The sequence below is a fragment of the Microbacterium hydrocarbonoxydans genome (assembly GCF_023715885.1).
In the GTDB taxonomy this organism is placed as follows: domain Bacteria; phylum Actinomycetota; class Actinomycetes; order Actinomycetales; family Microbacteriaceae; genus Microbacterium; species Microbacterium hydrocarbonoxydans_C.
Genome location: NZ_JAMBOY010000001.1, coordinates 553,646 through 578,978, shown reverse-complemented (window position 1 = coordinate 578,978; position 25,333 = coordinate 553,646). Strand labels below are relative to the sequence as shown.

At 67.9% G+C, this 25,333-nt stretch carries 32 protein-coding genes; 22 read left to right on the top strand and 10 right to left on the bottom strand.

Annotated features, from left to right (window positions below; all coding sequences use genetic code 11):
* Positions 1-7: 7 nt before the first annotated feature.
* From M3195_RS02770 to M3195_RS17045, 8 genes are all read left to right on the top strand, one after another.
* The gene (locus M3195_RS02770) at positions 8-925 is read left to right on the top strand and encodes a hypothetical protein (RefSeq protein WP_251584997.1); all 918 of its coding nucleotides are present in this window, start codon (positions 8-10) and stop codon (positions 923-925) included.
* Positions 918-2,042 (top strand): peptidoglycan-binding domain-containing protein, encoded by a 1,125-nt coding sequence (locus M3195_RS02765; protein WP_251584995.1) that lies wholly within the window; start codon positions 918-920, stop codon positions 2,040-2,042. Before M3195_RS02770 ends, M3195_RS02765 begins: the two co-directional genes overlap by 8 nt.
* Before the next feature lie 10 nt (positions 2,043-2,052).
* Positions 2,053-2,715: an ABC transporter ATP-binding protein gene (locus M3195_RS02760; protein ID WP_251584993.1), complete on the top strand. Its 663-nt coding sequence runs from the start codon at positions 2,053-2,055 to the stop codon at positions 2,713-2,715.
* A gap of 56 nt (positions 2,716-2,771) precedes the next feature.
* Positions 2,772-3,863 carry an ABC transporter permease gene (locus M3195_RS02755; RefSeq protein ID WP_251584991.1) on the top strand — a complete coding sequence of 364 codons (1,092 nt, stop codon included), beginning with the start codon at positions 2,772-2,774 and terminating at the stop codon, positions 3,861-3,863.
* A 158-nt stretch (positions 3,864-4,021) separates the two neighbouring features.
* The gene (locus M3195_RS02750) at positions 4,022-4,309 is read left to right on the top strand and encodes a hypothetical protein (protein WP_251584989.1); all 288 of its coding nucleotides are present in this window, start codon (positions 4,022-4,024) and stop codon (positions 4,307-4,309) included.
* Positions 4,282-4,887, top strand: a complete 606-nt coding sequence (locus M3195_RS02745; RefSeq protein ID WP_308211568.1) for a DNA glycosylase AlkZ-like family protein — start codon at positions 4,282-4,284, stop codon at positions 4,885-4,887. Before M3195_RS02750 ends, M3195_RS02745 begins: the two co-directional genes overlap by 28 nt.
* Positions 4,888-5,317: 430 nt before the next feature.
* On the top strand, positions 5,318-5,908 hold the full coding sequence (locus M3195_RS02740) for a hypothetical protein (protein ID WP_251584987.1): 591 nt from the start codon (positions 5,318-5,320) through the stop codon (positions 5,906-5,908).
* Positions 5,905-6,432: an RNA polymerase sigma factor gene (locus M3195_RS17045; protein WP_251584985.1), complete on the top strand. Its 528-nt coding sequence runs from the start codon at positions 5,905-5,907 to the stop codon at positions 6,430-6,432. The genes M3195_RS02740 and M3195_RS17045 overlap by 4 nt, the downstream gene beginning before the upstream one ends.
* A gap of 13 nt (positions 6,433-6,445) precedes the next feature.
* Here the strand turns inward: M3195_RS17045 and M3195_RS02730 are convergent, their stop codons facing one another.
* Entirely contained in the window at positions 6,446-7,144 is a 699-nt protein-coding gene (locus M3195_RS02730; protein WP_251584983.1) for a GntR family transcriptional regulator, read from the bottom strand.
* 182 nt (positions 7,145-7,326) lie between these two features.
* On the opposite strand from M3195_RS02730, the gene M3195_RS02725 reads away from it, so the two are divergent.
* From M3195_RS02725 to M3195_RS02695, 7 genes are read left to right on the top strand one after another with little or no spacing between them, the layout of a single operon-like run.
* Positions 7,327-8,673: an ABC transporter substrate-binding protein gene (locus tag M3195_RS02725; RefSeq protein ID WP_251584981.1), complete on the top strand. Its 1,347-nt coding sequence runs from the start codon at positions 7,327-7,329 to the stop codon at positions 8,671-8,673.
* Between the two features lie 32 nt (positions 8,674-8,705).
* Complete coding sequence (locus M3195_RS02720) at positions 8,706-9,674, top strand: carbohydrate ABC transporter permease (protein WP_251584980.1); 969 nt, start codon at positions 8,706-8,708, stop codon at positions 9,672-9,674.
* Positions 9,671-10,504: a carbohydrate ABC transporter permease gene (locus M3195_RS02715; protein ID WP_251584978.1), complete on the top strand. Its 834-nt coding sequence runs from the start codon at positions 9,671-9,673 to the stop codon at positions 10,502-10,504. Before M3195_RS02720 ends, M3195_RS02715 begins: the two co-directional genes overlap by 4 nt.
* Positions 10,501-11,253, top strand: coding sequence for a glucosamine-6-phosphate deaminase (locus M3195_RS02710; RefSeq protein WP_251584976.1), 753 nt, complete (start codon positions 10,501-10,503; stop codon positions 11,251-11,253). The genes M3195_RS02715 and M3195_RS02710 overlap by 4 nt, the downstream gene beginning before the upstream one ends.
* A complete protein-coding gene (locus M3195_RS02705; protein ID WP_251584975.1) occupies positions 11,250-12,152 on the top strand; it encodes an N-acetylglucosamine kinase in 903 nt (300 codons plus the stop codon). Before M3195_RS02710 ends, M3195_RS02705 begins: the two co-directional genes overlap by 4 nt.
* Positions 12,153-12,154: 2 nt before the next feature.
* Positions 12,155-12,847, top strand: a complete 693-nt coding sequence (locus tag M3195_RS02700; RefSeq protein WP_251584974.1) for an N-acetylmannosamine-6-phosphate 2-epimerase — start codon at positions 12,155-12,157, stop codon at positions 12,845-12,847.
* Complete coding sequence (locus M3195_RS02695) at positions 12,844-13,854, top strand: Gfo/Idh/MocA family protein (RefSeq protein WP_251584972.1); 1,011 nt, start codon at positions 12,844-12,846, stop codon at positions 13,852-13,854. Before M3195_RS02700 ends, M3195_RS02695 begins: the two co-directional genes overlap by 4 nt.
* 42 nt (positions 13,855-13,896) lie before the next feature.
* Here M3195_RS02695 and M3195_RS02690 read toward each other — a convergent pair whose 3' ends face one another.
* Positions 13,897-14,409: a hypothetical protein gene (locus M3195_RS02690; protein ID WP_251584970.1), complete on the bottom strand. Its 513-nt coding sequence runs from the start codon at positions 14,407-14,409 to the stop codon at positions 13,897-13,899.
* Positions 14,406-15,002 carry an RNA polymerase sigma factor gene (locus tag M3195_RS02685; RefSeq protein ID WP_251584968.1) on the bottom strand — a complete coding sequence of 199 codons (597 nt, stop codon included), beginning with the start codon at positions 15,000-15,002 and terminating at the stop codon, positions 14,406-14,408. The genes M3195_RS02690 and M3195_RS02685 overlap by 4 nt, the downstream gene beginning before the upstream one ends.
* A gap of 173 nt (positions 15,003-15,175) precedes the next feature.
* Between M3195_RS02685 and M3195_RS02680 the strand changes: the two genes are divergently transcribed.
* The 3 genes from M3195_RS02680 to M3195_RS02670 are packed head-to-tail and all read left to right on the top strand — an operon-like array spanning position 15,176 to position 16,751.
* Entirely contained in the window at positions 15,176-15,769 is a 594-nt protein-coding gene (locus tag M3195_RS02680; RefSeq protein WP_251584966.1) for a sulfite oxidase-like oxidoreductase, read from the top strand.
* The gene (locus M3195_RS02675; RefSeq protein ID WP_251585323.1) at positions 15,766-16,485 is read left to right on the top strand and encodes an FAD-binding oxidoreductase; all 720 of its coding nucleotides are present in this window, start codon (positions 15,766-15,768) and stop codon (positions 16,483-16,485) included. The genes M3195_RS02680 and M3195_RS02675 overlap by 4 nt, the downstream gene beginning before the upstream one ends.
* Positions 16,485-16,751: a DUF6510 family protein gene (locus M3195_RS02670; protein WP_251584964.1), complete on the top strand. Its 267-nt coding sequence runs from the start codon at positions 16,485-16,487 to the stop codon at positions 16,749-16,751. The genes M3195_RS02675 and M3195_RS02670 overlap by 1 nt, the downstream gene beginning before the upstream one ends.
* Positions 16,752-16,825: 74 nt before the next feature.
* Here the strand turns inward: M3195_RS02670 and M3195_RS02665 are convergent, their stop codons facing one another.
* From M3195_RS02665 to M3195_RS02655, 3 genes are all read right to left on the bottom strand, one after another.
* Positions 16,826-17,662, bottom strand: a complete 837-nt coding sequence (locus tag M3195_RS02665) for an aldo/keto reductase (RefSeq protein WP_251584962.1) — start codon at positions 17,660-17,662, stop codon at positions 16,826-16,828.
* Positions 17,663-17,729: 67 nt separating this feature from the next.
* Entirely contained in the window at positions 17,730-18,455 is a 726-nt protein-coding gene (locus M3195_RS02660; RefSeq protein ID WP_251584960.1) for a hypothetical protein, read from the bottom strand.
* Complete coding sequence (locus M3195_RS02655) at positions 18,452-19,018, bottom strand: mismatch-specific DNA-glycosylase (RefSeq protein WP_251584958.1); 567 nt, start codon at positions 19,016-19,018, stop codon at positions 18,452-18,454. Before M3195_RS02655 ends, M3195_RS02660 begins: the two co-directional genes overlap by 4 nt.
* A gap of 67 nt (positions 19,019-19,085) precedes the next feature.
* On the opposite strand from M3195_RS02655, the gene M3195_RS02650 reads away from it, so the two are divergent.
* On the top strand, positions 19,086-19,565 hold the full coding sequence (locus M3195_RS02650; protein ID WP_251584956.1) for a heme-binding protein: 480 nt from the start codon (positions 19,086-19,088) through the stop codon (positions 19,563-19,565).
* Positions 19,566-19,583: 18 nt separating this feature from the next.
* Here the strand turns inward: M3195_RS02650 and M3195_RS02645 are convergent, their stop codons facing one another.
* Positions 19,584-20,573 carry an aldo/keto reductase gene (locus M3195_RS02645; protein WP_251584954.1) on the bottom strand — a complete coding sequence of 330 codons (990 nt, stop codon included), beginning with the start codon at positions 20,571-20,573 and terminating at the stop codon, positions 19,584-19,586.
* Positions 20,574-20,728: 155 nt separating this feature from the next.
* On the opposite strand from M3195_RS02645, the gene M3195_RS02640 reads away from it, so the two are divergent.
* The 3 genes from M3195_RS02640 to arr are packed head-to-tail and all read left to right on the top strand — an operon-like array spanning position 20,729 to position 21,670.
* A complete protein-coding gene (locus M3195_RS02640) occupies positions 20,729-20,962 on the top strand; it encodes a hypothetical protein (protein ID WP_096714121.1) in 234 nt (77 codons plus the stop codon).
* The gene (locus tag M3195_RS02635; RefSeq protein WP_251584952.1) at positions 20,959-21,216 is read left to right on the top strand and encodes a hypothetical protein; all 258 of its coding nucleotides are present in this window, start codon (positions 20,959-20,961) and stop codon (positions 21,214-21,216) included. Before M3195_RS02640 ends, M3195_RS02635 begins: the two co-directional genes overlap by 4 nt.
* 43 nt (positions 21,217-21,259) lie before the next feature.
* Positions 21,260-21,670: an NAD(+)--rifampin ADP-ribosyltransferase gene (gene arr, locus M3195_RS02630; protein WP_251584950.1), complete on the top strand. Its 411-nt coding sequence runs from the start codon at positions 21,260-21,262 to the stop codon at positions 21,668-21,670.
* 24 nt (positions 21,671-21,694) lie between these two features.
* Here the strand turns inward: arr and M3195_RS02625 are convergent, their stop codons facing one another.
* From M3195_RS02625 to M3195_RS02615, 3 genes are all read right to left on the bottom strand, one after another.
* Positions 21,695-22,453 (bottom strand): Pr6Pr family membrane protein, encoded by a 759-nt coding sequence (locus M3195_RS02625; protein WP_251584948.1) that lies wholly within the window; start codon positions 22,451-22,453, stop codon positions 21,695-21,697.
* 148 nt (positions 22,454-22,601) lie between these two features.
* Positions 22,602-23,828, bottom strand: coding sequence for a D-mannonate dehydratase ManD (manD, locus tag M3195_RS02620; RefSeq protein WP_251584946.1), 1,227 nt, complete (start codon positions 23,826-23,828; stop codon positions 22,602-22,604).
* Between the two features lie 85 nt (positions 23,829-23,913).
* Positions 23,914-25,305: an MFS transporter gene (locus M3195_RS02615; protein WP_251584943.1), complete on the bottom strand. Its 1,392-nt coding sequence runs from the start codon at positions 25,303-25,305 to the stop codon at positions 23,914-23,916.
* Between the last annotated feature and the right edge of the window lie 28 nt (positions 25,306-25,333).

Here is a 25,333-nt window from a genome sequence, read left to right as displayed (position 1 = left end):
TCCTCACATGACGCACTACAACTCTCGGGCTCAGGTTCGCAATCTTCTCGTGATTGCGGGCCTGAGCTCGGCCCTTCTGCTCACCAGCTGCACCGGGTCGTCGGACGCAGGCGACATCTCCGGCGATACCCTCGAGGCAGCCTCTACGCTCACGGCGTTCCCTCCGGAGATCAGCATCGCCCAGGCGCTCAGGGTGCAAGAATGCGTCCGCGCTGCCGGGCTCAACATGCCGTTCGATTCCGATGCCGCCCAGTCCACGCCACTCTCTTACGGCCTCTCCAACCTGTTCACTTCTGCCGACGAAGCCAAGCGCACCGGCTACGCGACCACCATCAGCGACGGTAAGAACGTCGTCAGCGAATGGGAGGAATCGTTGACAGAGAGCGACCGGCAGAAGTATTACAGTGCCCTCTTCGGTCCCGACGGCTCAGAGCAGATCGAAGTGAGCCTCGATAACGGAATGAAGCTTTCCACTTCGAAGGTAGGGTGCATCGCGGAAGCACAGACGGAGCTGTACGGGTCTGTGGAGTCCGCTCTCGCTTTCACGGGACTCGTGAACGAGTACTTGACCACCGCAGGTGACGCGGGAAACGAACGCGACGCCCAAGTGTCAGCGCTTGCCCCCGACTACGAGAAGTGCATGGACGCCAAGGGCTACACCGTCGACGACTTCGACGTGCCCGCCCTCGCTGAGGAGTTGTTCGGAGCGTACCGGGCGCCGGGCGAGCAGCCCGGAAAGGATGAGCAAGATCTCGCCGTTGCCGACTTCGACTGCCAGGCGGAGGTCAACCTGCGCGACACTGTCGCCGCTGCGTTCGCCGCCGAATCCGCCGACTGGCTGAAAGCCAACGAAGGCAGGCTCCTGGCCATGCAAGAGGAACTGAGGCTCGTTCAGGAGCGCGCCGTCGACATCATCAATGGCTGACATGAAGCATCGAGCACGCGCATCCGTCCTCGTCAGCGTCAGCGCCGTCGTCACCGCGCTTCTTATCGCGGTCGCATCGGTGGGTGTGCTGACTGTCATCGGAGTCGGCAACTACCAGGCCACGCAAGCGACCGAGCAGAAGCCAGCCGATGTCGTCGCCTCGATAGAGACAGGACCGGTGCAGAAGACGCTGTCTGTTGAGGTCCACTTGACACCGCTCGCCACACTCGACATCCCGCCGACGCAGTTCGGTACTGGGATCGTCACGGGTGAGGCACCCGCCTCGGTCGATGACGGCGGTGTGCTGCTCAGCATCAGCGAACAACCCGTCATCGTCATTCAAGGTGCCGTTCCCGCGTACCGGAGCCTGGCGCAAGGTGCGGAGGGTAGCGACGTCACACAGCTGCAGGACTACCTCCGCCGCGCCGGTCTCACCGTCAACGACAAGGCTGGCGTCTTCGGCCCGTCCACAGCCGGTGCGTTGTTCGAGCACTACAAGAGCCGCAACCTCACCGTCGTCACAGCTGACGGGACGCCGGCACAGAACTGGCGGGACACCGGCCTTCCCCTATCCCGGTATGTCTTTGCCGCCGCCACCCCCGTGGACGTGGGCAGTGAATGCGGCCGTGTCGGTCAGCCGGCGGACAGTCTGAAATGCACGCTGAACTCGCAGAGCGTCGCCGTCACCATCGCCAGTGACAGCGACCAGGAACTCACCGGGCTCCCCATCGCCTTGAGCACAGGGTCTGGCGCCGACGTCGCCGCCACCATCGGAGAACCCACCTCCGTACGCGCAGATGTCGAGGAGACCCCCGACGGCTCCGACGAGTCCGATCCTCAACGCTGGTATTCGTTGAGCGAGGTCCCCGACGACGTTCGCGCCGACCTTGCGGAAACAGCCGAGGTCGTCATCGACACGTCGCCCGACGATGCCCTCCGCGTTCCATCCACTGCGATTCGAGAGACGGCCGGGGGGAAGACCTTCATCCGGGAATCGTCTTCGAACGCCGACACGGACCATGACCACCCCGTGGAGGTCACGCTCTGCGCGGGCGGCTACTGCGCCATCAGCGGCGACGGAATCGTTGACGGGATGAAGGTCGTCCTCCTTGGGTGAAGAGTCCACCGTGGTCGTCGCCGCCGAGGGTGCGCGCCGTATATTCGAACCCGGGGCGCAGGGTGTCAAGTCGGCGACCTTCACCATCGAAGCGGGGACGTCCGTCGCGATTGTCGGACCGAGCGGATCCGGGAAAACGACGCTGTTGAGCATGCTCGGGATGCTGGAAACTCCCACCGATGGCGAGCTCCGCATTCTTGGTCGGGATGCCATGGCCCCTAGTTCGAAGGAAGCTGCTGCCGCCCGGCGCGGAGAGATCTCGTTCATCTTTCAGGCTTTCCATCTCGTGCCGCATCTGACCGTGGAAGAGAACGTCATGCTGGGCCTGCACGACCACCACGAGACCAGGGAGCGGCGCACGCGAGTTGACAGGCAACTCGCCGCCCTCGGACTCAGCAGTCATGCCCGCGCGTTTCCGAAGACGCTCTCCGGGGGAGAGCAGCAGCGAGTGGCTATCGCCCGGGCGCTCGTCCGCGATCCGCGCCTCCTTCTCTGTGACGAACCGACCGGAAACCTCGATAGCGCAAACGGAGCAATCGTCGTCGATGCCCTGCTCGCCTCCGTCTCGCCGACAACTGCCGTCGTCATCGTCACCCATGATGAGTCCCTGGCAGCGCGCTGCGACCGACGAATCAACGTGCGTGACGGGCTCGCTGAGAGCGCCGCAGGATGAGAGGCAGCATTCGACTTGCGGTGAAGTCCGTCCTGCGGCGGTGGAGACGAAACCTCATGTCCCTCGTCGTTGTCGGAGCCGGCGTCGCCGCCATCGTGATCCCCTCGTCCCTCGCCGTCGGATCCTCCGAAGCCGTCACTGCGCGGTTGGACTCAGCCACCAGCTCACGTGTGACGGTGCTCCTACCAGCGACGTTCTGGGATGCCGGCGAAGCCACGCTCCTTGCTGCGCTCAGCGACCAACCTCAGATACGTGATGCGGGCACGCTTGTGCCGCCAGACCGGACGAATGGTTCCGTCGTCGTCACCAACCCAACGACCGACCGCACCGTTGAATCAGCATTCGGCGTAGGGACACCGAGCGGGTTGCGCACGGGCGCTGCGACAGTGAAGACGGGAGGCCTCGGCGCGGATGGGGTCGTCTCGGACGATGTGGGTGCCGTGTACCTCGGTTCCCGGGTTGCGCGAGAACTCGACTACCTGGATGTGTCCGCGGGCTCGGTGCTCATCGACGGGAAGCGGTTCACCGTTCTCGGCATCATCGCGAGCGACGAGGCGTGGATATCAGCGAGTGTCGTGTTTCCACCTGCTTCCGCACGGGCCGCTGGCTATCTCCCCGACAACCGCGTCCTCACGATAGAGACCGAGGGAAACGTCACCGGACGCTTACAGCAGCAGATCGCCCTCGCCCTGGCACCGTCCGCGCCGGAGACGGTGACCGTTCTCAGCTCACCAAGCGCGCAGGAGCTGCGTGCCGAGATCCTGAGCCGAGGCAACAACCTCACCGGACTCATCGGACTCATCGCCGGGGCCACAGGGTTTCTCACCCTCGCCGCCACGACATTCGCCTCATTGACCGAGCGTCGACGCGAGATGGGACTCTACTTGGCACTCGGCTATACACGCTCGTTCGTGTCCGGTCAGATCGTGGTGGAGGGAACCATCGTCGGTCTTCTCGGCGGCATCGTTGGCTTCCTCCTCGGGACGCTCGTCGCGGCGGGCGTGAGCGCAGCCTCCTACCCCTTGTTCTACCTTCCGACCGCACTGCTTGTCCTTCCCGCAGCCGCCGCGGTCCTCGGCTGTGTGAGCGCGCTGATCCCCGCATGGGCTGCGACACGGGTCTCTCCGAGCGAGCTCTTGAGAGCGTAGCGTGACGGAAGACGTGGTGGGATGGCAGCGCACGCTCGTGTTCGGAGGACATCATCGACATCGATCTGACGGAGACGGAAGCGCGACGCCGTGCCGTCGCGGCGTCCGGCATCCACTCGCGGTTCGTCACGGTCGCTGATGCGGTAAACCACCTCGGGGTGATTCAGCTGGACGCCATCGCGGTGGCGGGTCGGGCGCACGCGATGACCCTGTCCTCGCGGGTCCCGGACCGCACCGGGGCGCAGGTCGATGACGACCTGTGGGGTGCGGACATGGCGATGGTGTTCGAAGCTCCCGTTCACGCCGCCTCTCTGGTGACGGTGAAGCGCTGGCCGCATCGGGAGTTCCGGCGCGCGTCCATCCGCGACCAGAACTTCGACTGGGCACCCTCCGATAGCGTGCGCGCCGCCCTGACCGGCTGCAGGCGGAAGGGCCGCTCACCCTGAAGCAGCTTCGAGGGGACGACAGTCGGAGCAACGGCTGGTCGTGGGGGCCGACGAAAGAAGCGCTCGAGCACATGGTGTGGACCGGCGACATCGTGTGCGTTCGTCGACGAAACTGGCACAGGCTCTTCGACCTGCCTGAACGCGCGCTGCCCGCGCAAGTACTCAACGCCACTGTTGACCCCGCGGGCGGGCTCCGCCGCGTGGTAGCCGATGCGCTGAGGTGCCTCGGCGTCGCGACCGCCGATGACGTTGCTGACTACCTGCGGCTGCGGGAAGAATCCGTCACCCGTGCGCTCCATGACATCGGAGCTGAGCAAGGTCGCGTTCATCGATGGGATGCTCCCGTATGGGTCTTGGCGGACAGCCCAGTAGTAGGGGGGGACGCAACGGCGCGCGCCGTGCTCGTGAACCCCTTCGATAACCTCGTGTGGCATCGCCCCCGGCTGCAGGCCCTCTTTCCTGACTCGCTCGTCGTTGCTGCCGCCCAGCCACTTTTCCGACAGTTGTTCAACGACGACCGCCTCGACACTGTATCGGTGCGTATCGACGACAACGTGCCGTGGAGCGCAGGGGACTGATTCCCGGGTGGGGGCGAGCTGCGCATGGCTGCTCGCCCCCGAGACGGTCTATCGACCGCAGTTCTGCGCTAGGCCGAAGCTGTCCGTCACGTAAGGCGTCTCATAGATGACGGCGCCCTTGTTCATGTAGCCCTTCGTGTTGACGCTCCAACCCGTGAGGTTGGTGTTAACGCATCCGTAGCCAATGGCCGAGCCGTAAGATGCGGCAGCTCCGTGAGTGGCCGTCGAAGTGCGTACCGTCCACTGCGCACCTTTTTGCGCGTGCAGCGAGTTCCTTACACATCTGTTCTGCAGCGGTGCAGAAGGCGTTCGCCTGCATCGCTCCAGGGACCCCCAACCGCGTCGGTGCCGCGAAGTTCGAGATGCGATGGACAGTTGTCGCCCGAGCGGCCATGTACTGGGTGATGCTTCTCTCAGAAGGGACTCTTCCATGAACGAGGTCGATCTCGACGCGCGACTCCGCTCGGCCGCCCCACGCATCGCGAGCGGTGTCGCACTAGCCGAGCACGGGATGCTGGTGCTCGACGACGCACGACGGCGACGCCGTCGCCGGTCGCGGGCGTGGGTGGCCGCCGCGACCGCCTCCTTGGCGCTTATCGGCGGCGGGACCGTCGCGGTGGCGGGAAACGGTACGCAGACGCCCTGGGGCTGGACGGCCGATGCCGTGTACGAGATCCCCGGGCCGAGCGGCCAGACCTGCTTCGCCGGCCTCGTCGTGAAGCCGGACGGTGCAGCCCCCGACGCGGAGGTGGTGTTGCAGGCGCGACAGTTCGTGTCCGGACTCGACCTGGACTCCCTCGACACATCGGCGGCGAGAGCCGAACTCGAGGCGGAGAACGACCAGCCGTACGACGACGGCACGCCGGGTGTCTTCCACTACACCGACGAGGACATCGCGCAGTCGGCGATGCACCAGACCGTTGCCGGCCTGCTCTTCGCCGAGCTGGAGGCTCGAGGATTCTCTGCGGACGGCGACGAGGGGTACGTCAGCCTGTTCAGCCAGGCCGAGGGATGCCAGTGAGCGGCCCGGAGGATCTGCGGGCGCGGATCGACGCGCTCGTGCGAGTCAACATCGACGACCTCATGGCCTACTTCCAGCGTCGTCTTCTCAACAACGCCGAGGCTGCCGAGGCCGTCGGCGAGCTGCTGTTCCTCACATGGAAACTTCGTCGCCGAGTTCCGGGCGACCCCACCGAGGGCAGGATGTGGCTGTTCGCGACAGCGAACAACATCCTGCGCGGCACTCGACGTTCGCTTTCGCGTCGCTCGGCCGCGGTCGAGCGACTGGTGCAGGATGCGCGTACCTGGGCGCCACCGGAATGGGACGATACTGCGCTCGATGTGCAGCTCGCCCTGCGATCCCTCTCTCACAGTGATGCAGAACTCGTACGGCTCACCTATTGGGACGGCTTCTCCTCGGACGAGGCGGCCGCGATCCTCGGCATCAACGCCTCCACCGCCCGCTCACGTCTGTCTCGGGCGCGAGACAGGCTGCGTGTCGCACTGGATGCAGCGCACAGCGACACCGTCGGAGGGCGACGGTAGTCATGGAGGAGACTCAGGTGTCTTCCGGCTCGATGAGCAGCTCGTACAGGTCTCCTCGGTAGATCGACCGGGTGACCTCGACCACTCGCCCGTCGCCGAGGCTTCCGCGCGCGACGACGCGCAGACAGGGCTGATCCGCCGTGATCCCGAGCAGTTCTGCCTCACGCTCTGTCGGCAGCACGGCGGCCACGCGTGACGAGGCCCGGGTGAGGTGCACGTCATACCGCCGTCGGAGGATCTCGTAGAGCGAGCCGGTGAGGTCGTTGCCCAGAAGGTTCGGGAACAGCTCTGCCGGGAGCTGGGATCGGTCGATGCTCAAGGGGGTGTCGTCGCCGAATCGCAACCGCTCGACCGTGTACACCGAGGCTGCGCTTTCGAGTCCGAGCCCGTCGGCGACGTCGGCCGAGGCCGGTGCGATGCCCGCCGACAGGACCTCGGCGCGCGCGGTGCGCCCCGCCGCGCGCATCGACTCCGTGAACGACGCCAGCGTCATCCTCTTCGTGAGTGCCGGCTCTGCGACGAAGGTTCCCTTGCCGCGGATCCCCACGATCCGCTTCGCGTGGGTGAGCGCTTCGAGTGCGCGGCGCACGGTCATCGAGGAGACGTTGAAGCGTGCGGCGAGCTGCTGTTCGGTCGGCAGCTGATCACCCGCTCGCATTCCCGCGATCTCCGCTGAGAGCTCTTTCATCACGAGCTCGTATTTCGCGGCCACGTCCCCTCCTTTCGCGGATGGTCAGGTTCATGACTATCACGCTTCTCGTCATGCATTCGATCCAAGAAGTCGTTGCGCATCTTCATCCAACCATGTAACTTCCTTGTAACCCTAGGGTGCTATCTCTACCCTATGGTAATCAAGACCACACCCGAACGCACCACATTCCAACGGAGGATTCCATGAGCGCTGCAACAACCGCCCGCTCGCGTGCACCACGGCTCGCCGTCCGAATCGGCGTCGGCGTCGCCGGCCTCGCGACGGCAGCCGGGAGCATGACTGCTTGCGCACCATCCGGCTCGGGCGACGGGGGTGACGCATCCGGCGTCACCATCAATGTCCTGGCAGAGGACATCTCGTACACCGACAACTGGAAGGAGCTGCTCCCGGAGTTCGAGGAGCAGACCGGCATCAAGGTCAATATCGAGACCGTGCCCTACAGCGATCAGGCCGCCAAGATCCTGCTGAACTTCAGCCAGAAGTCCAGCGACTACGACGTCGTGTTCACAGACAACACGTACGGCACCGGGTACTTCGAGTCCGGCTACATCGACGACCTCACCGAGCACGAGGCGGAGGGGGAGGACTTCGTCGGATTCGACGAGTTCTACGAGCCGTATCTCGCTCCCATGCAGAAGGACGGCGCGACCTTCGGCCTCCCCGTCTACGGCGAGAGCACCTGGCTGATGTACCGCACCGACCTCTTCGAGCAGTACGGCATCGACGGCCCGCCTCAGACGATGGAGGAGCTGGAGGCAGCCGCGAAGACGATCAGCGAGGGCTCCGGCGGAGATGTCGCCGGTATCACGCTGCGCGGCGCCCCCGGCATCCAGAGCGTCTACCCCTGGGCCGGATTCCTGCGCGCGTTCGGGGGCGACTTCTACGACGGCGACGAGCTCGCCGTGAACTCACCGGAATCCGTCGAGGCCGCGCAGTTCTGGGCCGATCTGCTGAAGAACTACGGTCCGTCCGGCGTCGGCAACTTCGACTGGGAGCAGAACCGCATCGCCTTCACCCAGGGGAACGCGGCGATGACCATCGACGCGACCGCCAACGGTCCGTTCAATGAGGACGCCGAGGCGAGCGTCATCGCAGGCAAGGTCGGGTATGCGCCGATCCCCTATGCGATCTCGGATCCGCCCACGAGCGGCAATACCGACAACTCGCTGAACGTGCACGCCCTGTACCTCAGCTCGTTCTCGCAGAAGAAGGACGCCGCCTACAAGTTCATGGCCTGGGCGACGAGTGAGGAGGTCCAGACGAACGCCGTCGAGAACACCGAAGCCGTGGGCGTCACGCTCAACGCGGTGCTGGAGAGCCCGGTCTACGACGAGAAGTACGGCGCGTTCAAGGACGCTCTGCTCGAGCAGCTGGCGACCGGCAACGTCGACTACCTCCCCGCGGGCACCGACGCCAACGCCATCATCACCGAGGTGGGTCAGGCACTCTCGCGGACCCTCGCCGGGGAAGCGGATGCCGAAGAGGCTCTGAACGCCGCGCAGGAAGCGCTCCAGGCTCAGCTCGGCTGAGAGAACGAACGCCGGAACGGAAGAACAAGACGATGACGAAGCTCATGACGCCCCCACGTCCCGATGCCGAAAGCGCAGTCTCGGACCCTCCGTTCCGGCGTTCCCCGCGGCGCAAGTCCCTCCGCCCGCGGCTCGCTCAGGCGAGCCTGGCTCTTCCCGCACTGATCGTCATCGTTCCGCTGCTCGTCATCATCGTCATGCAGGGCGCGAGCCTCGTCACCCATGCGGAGAACCTGCTCCGCCCCGGAAGCGAGAACATCTTCGTCGGATGGGACAACGTCGCCAGGGCGCTGTCGGACCAGACCCTGCTCGGATCGATCCGCGTCACCCTCATCTACGTCGTCGCGGGCGTGGCCATCGAGCTCGTGCTCGGGGTGTCGATCGCACTCGCCCTGCACGGGCGGATCCCGGGCAAGGGGGTGCTGCGAGCACTCATCCTCATCCCGATGGTGCTGACCCCGGTCGTCGCCGGCCTGATGTGGCGTCTGCTCATGGACCCGACGTCCGGCTTCATCAACTGGTTCCTCGACACGGTGGGCATCGGCGGCCACGCCTTCCTCGCGGATCCGGCCACGGCGCTCGGCGCCGTCATCCTCGTAGAGGTCTGGCAGAACACGCCCTTCGTCGTCATCATCGTCCTCGCGGGGTTGGAGTCACTCGATCCGTCTCCGTTCGAGGCTGCCCAGCTCGACGGCGCAGGCGGGTTCCGACTGCTCTGGAACGTCACCCTGCCGATGCTGGCCCCGGTGCTGTCGATCGTCGTGCTCCTGCGCGTCATCGACGCCGTCAAGACCTTCGCGATCGTGAACACGATGACGAAGGGCGGCCCCGGCACCTCGACCCTCGCCATCAGCAACTACGTCTACCGACTCGGCTTCGAGACGTTCGACATCGGGTACGCCACCACCGTCGGCGCCCTGGTCTCCCTCGTCGTGCTGATCGTCCTGTTCCCCACCGCCACTCGCCTCATGGGGCTGCGAATCTGGAAGGCACGTCGATGAGAACGCGTCGCAACATCCTGCACACCCTCCGCGTCGTCGCGGTCTACGTCTTCGTCATCTGGTGCATCCTGCCCGTGGTGTGGCTGGTCAGCACCTCACTCAAGAGCGACGTCGACGCCTTCAGTCGAGAGCCGGTGTGGTTCTTCGTCCCCCAGTTCGGCAGCTACGTCAGCGCCTGGGTCGACGGTGGAATGGGCCAGGCGATGGTCGTCAGCACCCTCGTCGCGGTGATCAGCAGCCTCGTGGGCATCCTCGTCGGTCTGCCGCTCGCGTACCTGACGACCCAGGTGTGGCCTCCCGAGTCGGCGTGGTCCGCCCGCGTCACGCTCGGCATCCTGCTGCTGACGACGGTTCCGCCTGTCCTCACGCTGACGCCGTTCTACCGGGCCTTCTTCGGAATCGGCCTCACCGGCAATCCGGTCGGGCTGACCATCGTGCACTCGTTCTACGCGATCCTTCTCGCCGTCCTCATCTTCCGCTCCTTCCTCGTCGCTTTCCCCCGCGAGATCCGGGAGGCGGCGATGATCGACGGTCTCGGCGAGTGGCGCACCCTCTTCCAGTGCGTGCTCCCCAATGTCTGGGGCGCGGCGTTCGCGACCTTCGTCCTCGCCCTCATCCAGTCGTGGAACGAGTTCCTGTACGCGCTCGTGCTCACCAGCGGCGACAGCCAGACCGTCCCGGTCACGATCGCCGGCTTCCTCAGCTTCTTCGGAACGAACTGGGCCCGTCTCACCGCCGCAGGTGTCATCGGCGCGCTGCCGATCGTCATCTTCGCGATCCTCGTCCGCAAGCACATGGCCCGCGGCCTCTCGTTCGGAGGGGTCAAGTGACCGACGTCGCGCTGCGCAAGACCGTCGCGGCGACCTATCCGACGGCCGCTGCTGCGGCTTCTGCGACCGTCGACGTCATCGAGGAGCTGCTCCGCGCAGGCCGGCTGCGCAACCTGGGCGTCGCCACCGGGTCGTCGCCGAGTCCCGTCTACGGCGAGATGGCACGGCGCCGACTCGACCTCTCCGAGGTGACACTGTTCGCGCTCGACGAGTACATCGGACTGCCGGCCGGCCATCCCGAGAGCTACCGCGCGGTCGTCGAGCGCGAGATCGCGGTGCCGCTCGGGGTCCCGTCCGCTCGCGTGCACCTGCCCGACGGACACAGGCCCGAGGCGTACGACGGTCTCATCGCCGCGCACGGCGGCATCGATCTGCAGATCCTCGGCATCGGTCGAAACGGCCACATCGGGTTCAACGAGCCGGGATCGTCGTTCCGGTCGCGCACGCGGGTCGTCGACCTCGCCCCCGCGACCCGTGAGGCCAACTCCCGCTTCTTCGACTCTCCCGACGACGTCCCGCGGCGCAGCGTCACCCAGGGCATCGGGACCATCATGGAAGCCCGTCGCCTGGTGGTCGTGGCATCCGGCGACGCGAAGGCCGCCGCGGTCGCCGCCGCGATGGAGGGACCGCGCACCGAGGACGTGCCTGCGAGCGTGCTGCGCGAGCATCCCGACGTCGCCTGGTTCCTCGACCGGGCCGCCGCATCGCAGCTCGCCTCGCGTGCCGCCCGTGAGGAGGGTGTCCTATGAGCGGCACACTCGCGGTGGACATCGGTCAGACCGGCTTCCGCCTGCGCGTCGACGACGGCGACGTGGTCGACACTTCCCTCGGTGTCACCGCGCTGACCGACGACGATCAGGTGCGCACGCTCGCGCATCGCATCAGTGAACGGGTGCCGACGGCGGCTCGTCCCGCGCGCATCGGAGTGGGACTCTCGGGCTTCGTCGAGGGATCGGATGCGCCGGCGACTCTCGCCGCGTTGCTGCAGGATTCCCTCGGCGCTCGGCGCGTCGTGGTCGCAGCGGATGCTGTGACGGCGTTCCTCGGCACCGTCGGCACGCGCCTCGGAACCGTCGCGATCTGCGGCACCGGAACGGCGGCGCTCGGCATCGGAGCCGATACCGCTCCCCGCCGCATCGACGCCCGTGGATACCTGCTCGGCGACTTCGGAAGCGGATTCTGGATCGGGCAGAGAGGCCTGCAGGCGGCGCTCGACGCGCAGGACGGGCGCGGAGGGCCGACGACGCTCTCCGATCGTGCCCGCCGCCTCGGCTCGGCATCCGACATCTATATACAGGCGATGGGCTCGACGCCGCCGCCGAAGTACGTAGCCGAGTTCGCCCCCGATGTCCTGGCGGCCGCGGGCGAGGGAGATGCCGTCGCCGTCGGCATCGTGCGCGCCGCAGCCACCGAACTCGCCCGGACCATCCGTGCCGCGCGCATCGCAGTCGGACCCGTCGGCCTGACGGGTGGCCTGGTGCGGTCGCCGTTGTTCGTGGACGAGATCCGTGCGGCGCTCGGCCGCGCCGACGTGCCGGTCGACGAGCTTCTGGTCCGCGCCGACGCGGCGCTCGAGGGAGCGCGCGTGATCGCGGAGGACGTGACTATCCGATCGGCGTTCGCCGGTCTCATCGCAGTGAAGGAGTAAGAATGCTCGACCTCGAGACGCTACGCGGACACCTCATCGTGTCCTGTCAAGCGCCGGACGGGTCGCCGTTGCGCGATCCGGGAATCATCGCCGCCATCGCCGAAGCCGCGGTCCTCGCCGGCGCTTCGGCCGTGCGCATCAACAGTGCAGAGCACGTGGCCGCCGTGCGCGCGCGCGTCGACGTTCCGATCATCGGCTTGGAGAAGGTGGTGGAGGACGGCGTCCAGTGGATCACGCCCACGGTCGACCGGGCGAAGATGCTCCTGGATGCCGGGGCGGATATCGTCGCTCTGGACGCGACGCTGCGCGCCAGAGGGGAGTTCCCGCACGTGGACACCCTGCTGCCCGCCGTCCGTGAGCTCGGCGCCCCTGTCATGGCCGACGTCGACGGCTTCGAGGCGGGCACCCATGCTGCGGACCTCGGCGCGGAGCTTGTCGGCACCACCCTCTCCGGCTACACGAGCGTTCCGCAGAATCGCAACGGTGATCCCGACATCGCGCTGGTCGGTCGGCTCGCTGCTCTTCCCACACCCGTCATCGCCGAAGGACGCATCAAGTCCCCAGACGAGTTGCGGGCGGCATTCGACGCCGGGGCGTTCGCGGTCGTCGTCGGAACATCCATCACGGAGCCCATGGCGCTGACCAAGCGCTATCTGGCTGCCGTGCCCACGCTCACGAAGGGAGCATCAGCATGACCACCAACATCGCCGTCGTCGGCGCCGGCCGTATGGGCCAGGTGCACTGTCGCATCGTCGCGGAGAATCCCCGCGCCACCCTGGCCGCGGTCGTCGACCCGTTCGAGGAGAGCGGGCGCCGCGTCGCCCAGCAGTACGGCGCGCCCTGGTATCCGACGCTCAACGCCGCCCGCGAGGACGTCGCCCTCGACGGAGTCATCATCGCCGTGCCGGACAGGCTCCACGTCGGGGTGACGGTCGAGGCTCTGCAGGCCGGTCTGCACGTGCTCGTCGAGAAGCCGCTGGCGGACACCCTGGAGGGCGCGCGCGCCATCGCCGACGCCGCCGCCGAAGCCACCGAATCCAAGGTCCTCGTCGGGCACGTTCTTCGTCACGACCCTCGCTTCCGCTCAGCGGCGAAGACCGTGGCCGCGGGGGCGGTGGGAGAGCCCGTGCACTTCCGCGCCGCCCGCATCGTTCCCCGCAGCGTCGGCTTCGCGAACAACGGCGCCTCGCCGATCTACATGTATCAGGGCATCCACGACATCGACCTGGTGCAGTGGATCTCGGGCAGTCCCATCGTGCGCGTCTCGGCGACGACCGCGGCGAAGGTGCTCCCGGCCGCAAGCAAGGACGGCGTGGATGTCGCTCTCATCCTCGCGGAACTCGAGAACGGTGCCGTCGGCACGATCGAGATCTCCTGGGTGCTGCCGGAATCCACCCCGAGCGGACTCGCCTCCCAGTTCGACCTCTACGGCACCGACGGCAACATCAAGGTGGACGTCACCGCAGAGGGCGTCTCCCTCGACACGCTGGACGAGTTCCGCCTGCCCAACACCATGCTCGATCCCGAGCTCGACGGGCGTCTGGACGGTGTGGTCCCACAGCAGTTCGACTACTTCCTCCAGATGGTGGAGTTCGACCTGCCGAGCCGCATCGGCATCGAGGAGGCGGTCTCCGCCGCACGCGTCCTCGACGCCATCGACGAGTCGCTGCGCACCCGAACGTGGGCTGAGGTCGCTCACTGAGCCACCGCGGCTGCGGCCCTCGGGCTCCGCGAGCCGTCAGCGCTACCCGTCGATCGGCTCTGCGGGTCGGTAGGGATGCAGCCGAAGGACCGAGCACTCGATGATCCCGGGAACCACGGCTGCCTCGCCCTCATCCGTGACGCAGGTGGTGAACTCCGCCGGCGCCGTGCCGGGCGTCGGAGTGGCGGACAGCGGGTCGTTCTCCTCGAACGCGCCCGCCTCCCACATCTGAACGCACATGGCCTCCGCGTCTTCGATCGCGAGGACGCCGTCGGGGGTGGCGACACTCGCCGCCGCCCCCGACAGGGTGCCGTCGGGGTTGCGATACGGGCCTTCGAGGCAGTGCACGATGCTCGTCTCGGTGACGGGTCGCTCGTCGAGCAGCACGACACCTGCGACGGCGACCCCTGCCACAGCGACCACCCCGCCCGCGATGGTCAGGCGGCCCCAGAGCGTCTTCCACCACACGGGTCGAGCGAGATCGCGGCGCATCTGCTCGACGAGGAGTTCCTGGACCTCGTCGTGGTGCGGCATCCTGCCGTCCGATCGAGTCATGCGTTCGCCTCCTCGACGGCCGACGGGTACCGGTGCGGCGCTCGCCGCAGCCTCCGGCGCACGCGGGTCAGACGCGACAACACGGCGGGCTCCGGAGAGCGGAGGACGAGCGCCGCGTCGGAGGCGGTCAGCCCATGCACGAGGCACAGGACCGCGATGCGGGAATCGCGGCGGCCGAGTTCTCTCAGACCCGTGCCGAGGCCGTCGGGGAGCTTCAGCGCGTCGACGGCCCGCGCGACCGCTTCCGCGTGATCCGACGCCCCGCCGTCCGCGGGAATCCTGCGGAGCAGGCGGCGGTATCGTCGCCGTGATCGCAGCGCGTCGGTCGCCGCGGTGCACGTGGCGACCAGCAGCCACGGCAGCACCGAGGTGCGCACGAGGCGGACCCTGGCTCGTCTTCGCCACAGTTCGAGGAACGCCGTCGCGGCGACCTCTTCGGCATCCCTCACCGTGTCCGTCAGGAGGAGAGCGATGCGGAAGACCGTCGCCTGATGTCTGTCGTGCAGCAGACGGTACGCCGGTTCGTCGCCGCGCGAGAGTCGATACAGGAGCTCCACGTCGTCGGGGCCTCCGGACGTCTCGGACAGCGGCACGATCTCACCTTCGAACTTCGCGCCCGGACTCGCGACGCGACTCCCTCGAGTGTATGCGGGCAACCGCCCGCGCGGCCGGGACGGCACCGGGGCCCTGCGACTCCGGCGCTGCGCTTGCGCAAGACCGGTATATCGGGCCAAGCTGGCGCCATGTGTACGGGAGAGGATGACGAATGGCTGTGATCTCGCGAGGATTCGGCGGGCGGCGGCGGGAGAGCGAGCCGAACCTCCCTCCCGGGCAGTACCTCACCGAGGACTTCCCTGTCCTCTCAGCCGGCCCCACGCCGCGGATCGACACGTCGGAGTGGAGCTTCGGCATCCGAGACGAGAGCGGCGCCCTGACGTCTTGGACCTGGAACGAGCTGCACGCGCTGCCCCTCGAAGATGTGCACACCGACATCCACTGCGTCACCCGTTGGTCGAAGCTCGGCACGCACTGGCGCGGTGTGTCGCTCGACACCCTGCTGGCCGGCATCGACACGAGTGCGTCGTATGCGATGGCCCATTCCTACGGCGGGTACACCACGAACATTCCGCTCGACGACCTGCTCGGCGGACAGGCGTGGGTCGTCTCGGAATTCGAGGGCGAGCCGCTCGACCCCGAGCATGGGGGACCGGCCAGGCTGATCGTGCCGCACCTCTACTTCTGGAAGAGCGCCAAGTGGGTCAGGGGTCTCACCCTCATGGACGAGGACGCCCCCGGATTCTGGGAGCAGAACGGCTACAACATGCACGGCGATCCTTGGACCGAGGAGCGCTATTGGTGATCGTCGCCGGCTGGCGGCCGGCGCGTGTGGTCGGCGTCACGGAGCAGACGGCGTCGTCGCGCAGCATCCTGCTCGACGTGTCCGACTGGCCCGGGAGCGATCCAGGCCAGCACGTCGACGTGCGGCTGACCGCCGAAGACGGCTATCAGGCCGTGCGCTCGTACTCGCTCGCGTCGTCCGGGGATTCGACGGTCATCGAGCTCGGGGTCGACGAGATCCCGACCGGAGAGGTGTCGCCCTATCTCGTCCGTGACGTGATGGTCGGCGACGAGCTCGAGGTCAAGGGTCCGCTGGGCCGCTTCTTCGTGTGGCGGCCGGATCAAGAAGGTCCGGTGCAGCTGATCGCCGGCGGATCGGGCATCGTCCCGCTGGTCGCGATGGCGCGTGCGGCGAAGGCGGCGGGCGCCGGATCGTCGATGCGCCTGCTGTACTCCGTCCGCAGTGCGGACGATGCGATGTTCGGGGCCGAACTGGCGGCCGACGACGCGGGGGTCGGCGTGCGCTGGGCGTACACGCGGTCGGCTCCTCCCGGGTGGAACGGCAGGGCGGGAAGGCTCGACGCGGATGCCGTCGCCGACGCCGTCTGGCCGGCGGACCGACGGCCCCTCGTGTTCGTCTGCGGGCCCACCGGATTCGTCGAGCACGTGTCGAGCATCCTCGTGCAGCTCGGGCACGAGCCCGACCGCGTGCGCACCGAGAGGTTCGGAGGCAGCTGATGAGTCACGATCACCCCGCCGCCCGCGTGGACGGCAATGCCATCGCCGGTCAGGTGCTCGACATCCTCGGCATCGACGTCACCGGGCTCCGCGGCACGTGCGACGGATGCGGCAGCGAGGCCTGTCTGGCCGAGGCCGTCGTCGAGCTCGACGACAGCGCCGCGATCGTGCGCTGCCGGTCTTGCACGCGCACCCTCTTCACGGTGCTGCACACGGACGCGAGTCCGCGACTGATCTTCGGCAGCCTCGGGTCGCTGAGCGCCTGAGGGCGGATCCGGGAAGGGGCGGATGCCGGGCGCTCACCCGGCATCCGCCCCTCCTCAGTGGATCGCGGGCTCGATCAGTTGAAGTCGAGCGGGTGCGTGCCGACGCGGCCGGAACCGTCGAGCGGGTCGAGGCCGTCGATCGCGGCGATCTCGTCATCCGTCAGCTCGAAGCCGAACACGTCGAAGTTCTGCTGCATACGCTCCTTGCGGCTGGACTTCGGGAAGACGATGAAGCCCTTCTGCAGGTGCCAGCGGATCACGGCCTGGGCGGGAGTGACGCCGTGCGCCTCGGCGGCCTCGGCGACCGCGGGGTTCTCGAACAGCGGGTACTTGCCCTGGCCGAGCGGACCCCACGACTCGATCTTCGTGCCGTTCTTCTCGGCCCAGGCGAGCACGTCGCGCTGCTGGTACGCCGGGTGCAGCTCGATCTGGTCGACGGCCGGAACGACGCCGGTCTCGGCGACGAGGCGGTCGAGGTGCTCGGGCAGGTGGTTCGAGACGCCGATGGAGCGCGAGAGGCCGGCGTCGCGGATCTCGATGAGCTTGCTCCACGCGTTGACGTAGGTGTTCTTCTCGGGCGTGGGCCAGTGCGTCAGGTACAGGTCGACGTAGTCGAGGCCGAGCTTGTCGAGGCTCTCGCGGATCGCTTCGCGCGGCTGCTCGCCGGACTGGCGGTCGTTCCAGAGCTTCGTGGTGATGAACAGCTCGTCTCGGGGGATGCCGCTCTTCGCGATGGCGGCGCCGACACCCTCTTCGTTCTTGTAGATCGCGGCGGTGTCGATGTGGCGGTAGCCGACCTCGAGCGCCTCGGAGACGGCCTTCTCGGCCTCATCCGCAGGCACGAGGAAGACGCCGAAACCCAGCTGCGGGATGGAGTGGCCGGAGTTCAGGGCGATGGTGGGAACAGTCATGACTCCAGCCTAGAAGCCACCCCGGACGCAGGGGCCAGACGTTGACAACTGCTGTCGCGGAACGTCATCATCCGTCCTGACTGTCGGCGCGCACCTCGACCGTGTCGCCGCGCAGCGTGAACTTCAGGGCCGCGCCCTCGGGGAACCGGTCGCGCAACGCATCGGGCTGTCCGGCATCGACGATGATCTGGAGGGATGCCGGGAACGCGCCGGCGGAGCACTCCATTCCGATCGCTGTGAAACCGTTCGATGCGGACCGGACGGTCTCGGTCGGCACTCCCAGAAGGCACCGCTGGTCGTCGATCTCGCTCCAGCCCTCGTTGCGCACGAACGTCAGCCCGTACCAGTCCTCGAAGAGCACCGATCCGTCGGTGCGCTCGCCGAGGGCGTCCCACCAGTCGGCGCCGGGATCGACGGCGATCGTGTCGACGAGTCCCGGCTCGACAGGACGAGCGGCCGCGGTGACGGCCGTGGCGACGGACGCCGAGACGGCGGCCACGACCGCGACGGCCGCGCACGCGACGGCGATCCATGCCGCGCGCGGGCGTGGATCGAAGAACCCGAGTCGCGGCTCGGCCTCGGGTTCGATGGATTCCGCAGCCGTGGACGGCGCCGCCTCCGATGCTGACACGGGCGTCGCCGACGGAGGTACGACGGCGACCGACGGCTCGACGGGCTGCGGCGCTTCGAGGTCGGCGAGGCGCCTCATCGCCTCGGGGTCGCGGGCGATGTCGGCATCCCGTCCGTAGGCCCGTGACTGCAGGGCACGGAGCTCGGCATCCGCGTCGGTCATGGCGAAGGGTCCTCTCCGTCGACGATCCCCGCGGCGACCGCCGCCTCGCGGAAAGCGGTCGCGAGGTCGGCGAGCGTCGACCCGGCGTTCAGCCCGCTCGGATTGGGCAGCACTCGCAGCTCGGCGCCGCCCAGCGTCTCCTCCTGCACGCCCTGGCGGGCCTTCCGACGCCCGAAACCGGTGCGGTAGGCGCCGATGCCGAGCATCGCGACCACCGCGAGGTCGTGCTCGGCCACGAGGTGCCGCAGGTCGTCGACCCCGGCGACCAGCTCCTCCGGGGCGAGCTCGTCGGCGGCGCGGGTCGCCCGCTGCACGAGCGTGCTGACCCCGACGCCGCGCGCGAGGATGTGCTCGCGATCGGGCGGCGTCACGCCGTCATACGCATCGACGACCCGGTCGAGGATGCCGGCGGCATGCAGCGCCTTCCAGAACCGGTTGCTGCGGTGCGCGAAGGGTGCGGCGACCTCGGCCGAACGCAGCCCGGGGTTGATGCCGACGAACAGCAGCCGCGTCCGTTCGTCGATGAGCGGCGGCATGATCAGGGCGGGTCGAGGATCGGGCACACTCGGACTCTACGCCCGACCAGGGGCGGCAGACTGGGGGAGCACCCTCGCCACGGAAGGATCGACGATGATGACAGACGACGCATGGCTCAGCCGCCTCGAGGAGGAGCACTCGGAGCTCGAGCTCGACCGATTCGACAGGGCCGACGCGTGGGCGCTCGGCCGCGCGATCGCCGAGCGCGGACTGGCGGAGTCGGCGCCGATCGCGATCGACATCCGCACCGCCTTCGGGGTGCTCTTCCACGCCTCGCTCCCCGGCGCGACGGCCGACAACGACTCGTGGGTCGCGAAGAAGGCGGCGACCGCGCTGCGCTTCGAGACCAGCACGGCGCTGCTCGAAGCGCGTGTGGCAGCGGGGGGACGTGACCCGATGGAGCCGGGATGGCTGGATGCCGCGACGTACGCCGTCGCCGGCGGAGCCGTCCCGGTGCGTGTTCGCGGCGTGGGCGTCGTGGCCGTGGCGACCGTGTCGGGTCTGCCGTCGGCCGATGACCACGCGCTCGTCGCCGACGCCTTGCGAGAGCTGGCGTCCGCGCAGCGCGACTGACCGCGGGCGGAGCCCCGCTCAGAACCCCTCGGGTGCGCGGGGCGTGTAGGCGGCTTCCAGCGCCTCGACCTCGGACTCCTCGAGACGGATGCCGACGGAGGCCACCGCGTCGTCGATGTGCCCGACGCGCGTCGCGCCGACGATCGGCGCGGTCACGGCATCCTGCTGAGCGACCCAGGCGAGCGCGATCTGCGCGCGTGAGACGCCGCGGGCCTCGGCGACGCGCGCGACGGCCTCGACGATCGTGCGGTTCGACCGCTCCTCGCTCCGGTAGAGCGTCGCGCCGAACGCATCCGACTCGGTCCTGGCCGTCGTGTCGTCCCAGTCGCGGGTCATGCGTCCGCGGGCGAGCGGCGACCAGGGCAGCACGCCGACCCCGGAGTCGAGGCAGTACGGGTGCATCTCGCGCTCCTCCTCGCGCTGCAGCAGGTTGTACTGGTCCTGCATCGAGACGAACGGCGTCCACCCGTTCTGGAGTGCGACGTGCTGGGCGGTCGCGAACTGCCAGGTCCACATCGACGACGCGCCGATGTACCGCGCCTTGCCCGAGCGCACGACGTCGTTCAAAGCCTCCATGGTCTCCTCGATGGGCGTATCGGGGTCCCAGCGGTGGATCTGGTACAGGTCGACGTAGTCGGTGCCGAGGCGCCGCAGGCTCGCGTCGATGCCACTCATGATGTGCGCGCGGCTGAGCCCAGCCTGATTGGCAGCGGGCCCCATGCGGCCGTGCACCTTCGTGGCGATCTCGATCTCGTCTCGGCGCGCGAAGTCGGCGAGGGCCCGTCCGACGATCTCCTCGCTGGTGCCGTCGGAGTACACGTCGGCCGTGTCGAACGTCGTGATCCCGGTCTCGAGCGCGTGCCGGATCAGCGGACGACTCGCCTCCTCGTCGAGCGACCACGGGTGCGCCCCGCGGTCCGGAACGCCGAAGCTCATGCATCCGAGCACCACGGGGGAGATCTTCAGCCCTGAACCGCCGAGTCTCACGCTGTCCTTCGCCTCGAGCATCCGTCTCTCCTCATCCTCGTCGTGTATCGGCAAGACTATGCGCCGCACCGAGGTGTCGGCCGGGATACAGCCGGGCGACGCGGCTGTCAACCGTCCTGCGTTCGCCCTCGGTCCGCGTCACCATGGACGTCCGCCAACCCACACAGGAGGACTCCATGACGAACATCGACGCATTCGCGAACAGCTTCGAGCCGGAGATGCCCGGCGTGCCGCGCACGGAGGACCCGACCGACGGCACCTTCCCGACCGACACCGAGCAGCCCGAGACGCAGGGCGACGAGCCGCTCGAGGCCGAGATCGGTGAGGACGGGCAGGGCGACCTGGCTCCGGAAGACGAGGGGTCCCAGCACAGCGGCGACGCCCCCGACGATCTGCGGGTCGAAGAGTGAGTCTCGCAGACAGCGTCGGCGACGCACAGGATGCCGCGGCCGAACCCGACGCGAAGGACCGTATCGCCGAGATGCTCGACGATCGCGGAGGCGACGACCCGGATGCCGTGGACGACGTTCCGGCGGGCGGCGCTGGTGCTGACTCCGGCGGCGCCGGCGCGGTCCGCGTCGACCCCGCCTCGAAGGGCGAGGTCAAGGACGAGTCGATCCACAACGACGAGCCGGGGATCGGCACGCGTCGCTCCGGCGACTGAGATCCGCTTCTGTGTGTCACCCGCGCAGTCGTAGGCTGTGCGGGTGACAGACGCACTCGACGACGGTCCGTTCTTCCACGGCACGAAGGCCGACCTGAAGCCGGGCGACCTCCTCACTGCGGGGTTCCGATCGAACTACCGGCCCGAGATCGTGATGAACCACATCTACTTCACGGCGCTGCGTGACGGCGCCGGGCTCGCGGCGGAACTCGCGCCGGGCGATCGAGAGCCGCGGGTCTACGAGGTCGAGCCCGTGGGAGAGTTCGAGAACGACCCGAACGTGACCGACAAGAAGTTCCCCGGCAACCCGACGAGGTCGTATCGCAGCGCTGAGCCGCTGCGCATCGTGCGCGAGGTGCACGACTGGACGCGGCTCTCGCCCGAGGCGCTCGCCGAGTGGCGCGAGAAGCTCGCCGCGCTGCACTCCGACCCACGGGCTGAGATCATCAACTGAACCGCGGCCTTCCGGGGAGTTCTCTCAACGCCCAGCGGCGCTGCGAGCAAGCGCCGCGAGAGCGCGATCGAGCACGACGAACACGAACCCCACGGCGATCAGGGCGAACGACAGCGCGATGACCCACTGCGTGACTCCCGGGATCCCGAGTGCGTCGACGTCCATGAACGGATACGGGTAGCGCTGGCCCGGCACGAATTCGCCGCCGAGCGCGCCGTAGACGAACGCCCACACGAGGTAGGCGTACGGGATCAGCGTCCACAGCACCGGGTCACCCCACCGGAACGCGCCCTTCGGCACGAACAGCAGCCAGTCGACGATCAGCAGCACCGGCGTGACGATGTGGATGAGGTTGTCGGTCAGGGAGAAGATGTCGGTGTCGCCCGCATCGAACCGCGTCGGCACCAGCACCACCAGGTAGATGAGCATCGTGACCGTGATCGCCATCATCACCGCGCCGCTCCATCGGGCGCTCGGCGTCGACGTGCCGCGGGAGCCGGAGCGGCGAAGATCGCCGATCGTTCGCACGGAGAGCAGCAGCATCCAACCTCCGCAGATGAGGTTGCTGACCATCGTGTAATAGAGGAACGTCGTGGGGTCGATCGCTCCGTCGACGATGCCGGCGTTCCGCGCGATTCCCGTCGCGATGACCACCAGGGCGATGAGCCGGTAAGCGAGGGCCAGGGGCCGCGCGTTGACGGCAGCCCGCGAGAGCAGGCGCGCGCTCGGTTCGACGGCCGGGAGGTCGGATGCCGCGGCGGGAGTCAGAACGGCTTTCGACATGCTTCGAGGCTACGCGCCCTGCGGGGTGGTCCGGTCCGGGAACTCCGGAGCGTCACTTCTGCGGCCATCGTCACCTTCTGCGGCCACGAGCGGATGCCCGTGGCCGCAGAACATGCCCATGGCCGCAGAACGTGCCACGGGCGGAGGCTCACCAGTCGTGCACGGTCCCGTCGAGCAGACGGTTCACCGGCAGATACGCCTTGGTGTACTCGTGCCCGGCCGCGGCCTCCTCGTCGAGCTCGACGCCGAGTCCCGGCTGCTCGCTCGGGTGCAGGAAGCCCCTGTCGAACGTGAACGACGTGCGGAACACCTCGAGCGTCTGCTCGTTGTGCGGCATGTACTCCTGGATGCCGAAGTTGTGGATCGCGAGGTCGAGGTGCAGAGCCGCCGCCATGCCGACCGGCGAGATGTCGGTCGGCCCGTGGATGCCGGACTTGATGCCGTAGATCGCCGCGAAGTCGAGCAGCTTCTTCATGGCCGTGATGCCGCCGGTGTGGGTCACCGCCGAGCGCACGTAGTCGATCAGTCGCTCGGTGATGAGCGTCTGGTAGTCGTGCACCGAGTTGAAGACCTCGCCGATCGCGAGCGGGGTGGTGGAGTGCTGGCGCACGAGCCGCAACGCGGTCTGGTCCTCGCCGGGCGTGCAGTCCTCGAGCCAGAACAGGTCGTACGGCTCGATGTCCTTCGCGAAGCGGGCGGCCTCGATCGGCGACATGCGGTGGTGGCCGTCGTGCAGGATGCGCAGATCGGAGCCGAAGTCCTCGCGGATGCGCGCGAAGATCCCCGGCATGTGGTTCAGGTAGTTGCGGGTGTCCCAGGTCTCCTCGCTCGGGCGGTCGCCCGAGCGCTTGGCCGGCTCGTAATCGTAGCGCACCCCGGGGCCGGCGTTCGAGACGCCGTAGATCTGGCCGAGGCCGGGCACTCCGGTCTGCACGCGCACGGCGGTGTAGCCGAGCTCCTCGTATCCGGCGATGGCGTTCTTGAGCGCCTCGTAGTCGGTGCCGGACGCGTGCGCGTAGACGCGGACGCCCTCGCGGCTCGCACCGCCGAGCAGCTGATACAACGGCATCCCGGCCTTCTTGGCCTTGATGTCCCACAGGGCCATGTCGACCGCGGCGATCGCCGCCATGGTGACGGGGCCGCGGCGCCAGTACGGGCCGCGGTACAGGTACTGCCAGGTGTCCTCGATGCGGTCCTCGTCGCGGCCGACGAGCGTCGTGGCCACATGGTCGGAGAGGTACGAGGCCACGGCGAGCTCGCGCCCGTTCAAGGTCGCGTCGCCCCAGCCGACGATGCCGTCGGAGGTCGTGATCTTGAGCGTGACGAAGTTGCGCCCGGGGCTGGTGATGATGACGTCGACGAGCTCGATGGCCATGGTCTTCTCCTGATCGTGCGGGATGAGAGGTGCGGGGTGCGGCCGTTCGGGTCGACCGCACCCCTGGTTGTGATCGTCGGCGCGCTCAGATCGCGTCGCGCGGGTCGGTGAGGTCGCGACCGGCGACCTCCGGCATCCAGATCGATGCCACGAGCGCGCACAGCGTGAAGAACACGAGCATGATGACGATCGGGATGAACGAGCCCGTGACGGCCGAGACCCAGGCGGCCGCGATGACGGGGCCGGCACCGGTCGCGACGATGGCTGCGATCTCACGGGCCATGGCCGTGTAGGTGTAGCGGTTGCGGGCGCCGAAGATCTCGGGAAGGGTCAGGTTCTCGAGGGAGGCGAAGCTCATCACCGCGAGGTTGTGCAGCGCGACGTACCCGACGAAGACCTGCAGGGTGTCCTTGCTGCTGATCATGAGCATGGTCGGCACGATCACGATGAGAGCGATGACCGCCCAGACCATGTACATGCGCTTGCGGCCGAAGCGATCGCCGAGCCAGCCCGAGAGGGGCACCGTGACGAATGCGACGAGCGACGAGACGATCACCGCGTTCACGCCGATCGAGCGATCCAGCAGCAGCACGACGGTGATGTAGCTGATGAGGTACGTCTGGATCATGCCCGAGTTGCCGGCCTGGCCGAAGCGCAGCAGCAGCGCGATGATGAACGCCTTGATCGGCTTGCGCTGCATCGCCTCGAGGGTGCGGACGTCACCGGTCTCGGTGGCGAGCTGGATCGTCTCCTCGCGGGAGAGCGCCTTGCCGTCGACGACGTCCTCGCGCTCCTCGAAGACCGGTGTCTCCTTGAGGTTGAAGCGCACCCAGATCGCGAAGAGCATGATCACGGCGCTGGCGATGAACGGGATGCGCCATGCCCAGGCGATGACCTCGTCTTCGCTGTACGCGACGAGGAGAATCGCCCAGATGGCTGAGGCGAGCAGCGTGCCGCAGTTCGTGCCCAGGGCGACGAGCGACGCGATGATGCCGCGGCGCTTGGCCGGAGCGTACTCGGCGAGCATGACGCCCGCGCCCGAGATCTCGGCGCCGGCGCCGAAGCCCTGGGCGATGCGCAGCACCACGAGAAGGATCGGAGCCAGGATGCCGACCTGATCGTACGTCGGCAGCACGCCGATGAGAGTCGTCGCGAGACCCATGAGCAGGATCGTGTAGAACAGCACCTTCGTGCGACCGGTCTTGTCGCCGAGGCGGGCGAAGAAGAACGCGCCGACCGGACGGGCGACGTAGCCGACGCCGTAGGTGGCCATCGCGGCGACGACCGCGACAGCGGGGTTCTCGGAGGAGAAGAAGAGGTCGGCGAAGACGAGCGCTGCGGCCAGCGAGTAGAGCTGGTAGTCCATGAACTCGAGGGCGGTGCCGAGCCACCCCGAGATGGCGGCGCGAACGAGATCGCGGACCGACCTCTTCGCGGCGGGATCGGCAGCTGTCGCCGCCGTCTGCTGTTCTGACATGGGAGGTACTCCTTCGGACCGGGAACCG

What these genes read in the sequence shown, in the direction of transcription:
- M3195_RS02770 (WP_251584997.1), top strand. Translation starts at nt 8, where the DNA reads ATGACGCACTACAACTCTCGGGCTCAGGTTCGCAATCTTCTCGTGATT.
- M3195_RS02765 (WP_251584995.1), top strand. Translation starts at nt 918, where the DNA reads ATGGCTGACATGAAGCATCGAGCACGCGCATCCGTCCTCGTCAGCGTC.
- M3195_RS02755 (WP_251584991.1), top strand. Translation starts at nt 2,772, where the DNA reads ATGTCCCTCGTCGTTGTCGGAGCCGGCGTCGCCGCCATCGTGATCCCC.
- M3195_RS02740 (WP_251584987.1), top strand. Translation starts at nt 5,318, where the DNA reads ATGAACGAGGTCGATCTCGACGCGCGACTCCGCTCGGCCGCCCCACGC.
- M3195_RS02725 (WP_251584981.1), top strand. Translation starts at nt 7,327, where the DNA reads ATGAGCGCTGCAACAACCGCCCGCTCGCGTGCACCACGGCTCGCCGTC.
- M3195_RS02720 (WP_251584980.1), top strand. Translation starts at nt 8,706, where the DNA reads ATGACGAAGCTCATGACGCCCCCACGTCCCGATGCCGAAAGCGCAGTC.
- M3195_RS02715 (WP_251584978.1), top strand. Translation starts at nt 9,671, where the DNA reads ATGAGAACGCGTCGCAACATCCTGCACACCCTCCGCGTCGTCGCGGTC.
- M3195_RS02705 (WP_251584975.1), top strand. Translation starts at nt 11,250, where the DNA reads ATGAGCGGCACACTCGCGGTGGACATCGGTCAGACCGGCTTCCGCCTG.
- M3195_RS02700 (WP_251584974.1), top strand. Translation starts at nt 12,155, where the DNA reads ATGCTCGACCTCGAGACGCTACGCGGACACCTCATCGTGTCCTGTCAA.
- M3195_RS02695 (WP_251584972.1), top strand. Translation starts at nt 12,844, where the DNA reads ATGACCACCAACATCGCCGTCGTCGGCGCCGGCCGTATGGGCCAGGTG.
- M3195_RS02690 (WP_251584970.1), bottom strand. Translation starts at nt 14,409, where the DNA reads ATGACTCGATCGGACGGCAGGATGCCGCACCACGACGAGGTCCAGGAA.
- M3195_RS02680 (WP_251584966.1), top strand. Translation starts at nt 15,176, where the DNA reads ATGGCTGTGATCTCGCGAGGATTCGGCGGGCGGCGGCGGGAGAGCGAG.
- M3195_RS02670 (WP_251584964.1), top strand. Translation starts at nt 16,485, where the DNA reads ATGAGTCACGATCACCCCGCCGCCCGCGTGGACGGCAATGCCATCGCC.
- M3195_RS02665 (WP_251584962.1), bottom strand. Translation starts at nt 17,662, where the DNA reads ATGACTGTTCCCACCATCGCCCTGAACTCCGGCCACTCCATCCCGCAG.
- M3195_RS02660 (WP_251584960.1), bottom strand. Translation starts at nt 18,455, where the DNA reads ATGACCGACGCGGATGCCGAGCTCCGTGCCCTGCAGTCACGGGCCTAC.
- M3195_RS02650 (WP_251584956.1), top strand. Translation starts at nt 19,086, where the DNA reads ATGATGACAGACGACGCATGGCTCAGCCGCCTCGAGGAGGAGCACTCG.
- M3195_RS02645 (WP_251584954.1), bottom strand. Translation starts at nt 20,573, where the DNA reads ATGCTCGAGGCGAAGGACAGCGTGAGACTCGGCGGTTCAGGGCTGAAG.
- M3195_RS02640 (WP_096714121.1), top strand. Translation starts at nt 20,729, where the DNA reads ATGACGAACATCGACGCATTCGCGAACAGCTTCGAGCCGGAGATGCCC.
- M3195_RS02625 (WP_251584948.1), bottom strand. Translation starts at nt 22,453, where the DNA reads ATGTCGAAAGCCGTTCTGACTCCCGCCGCGGCATCCGACCTCCCGGCC.
- manD (WP_251584946.1), bottom strand. Translation starts at nt 23,828, where the DNA reads ATGGCCATCGAGCTCGTCGACGTCATCATCACCAGCCCCGGGCGCAAC.
- M3195_RS02615 (WP_251584943.1), bottom strand. Translation starts at nt 25,305, where the DNA reads ATGTCAGAACAGCAGACGGCGGCGACAGCTGCCGATCCCGCCGCGAAG.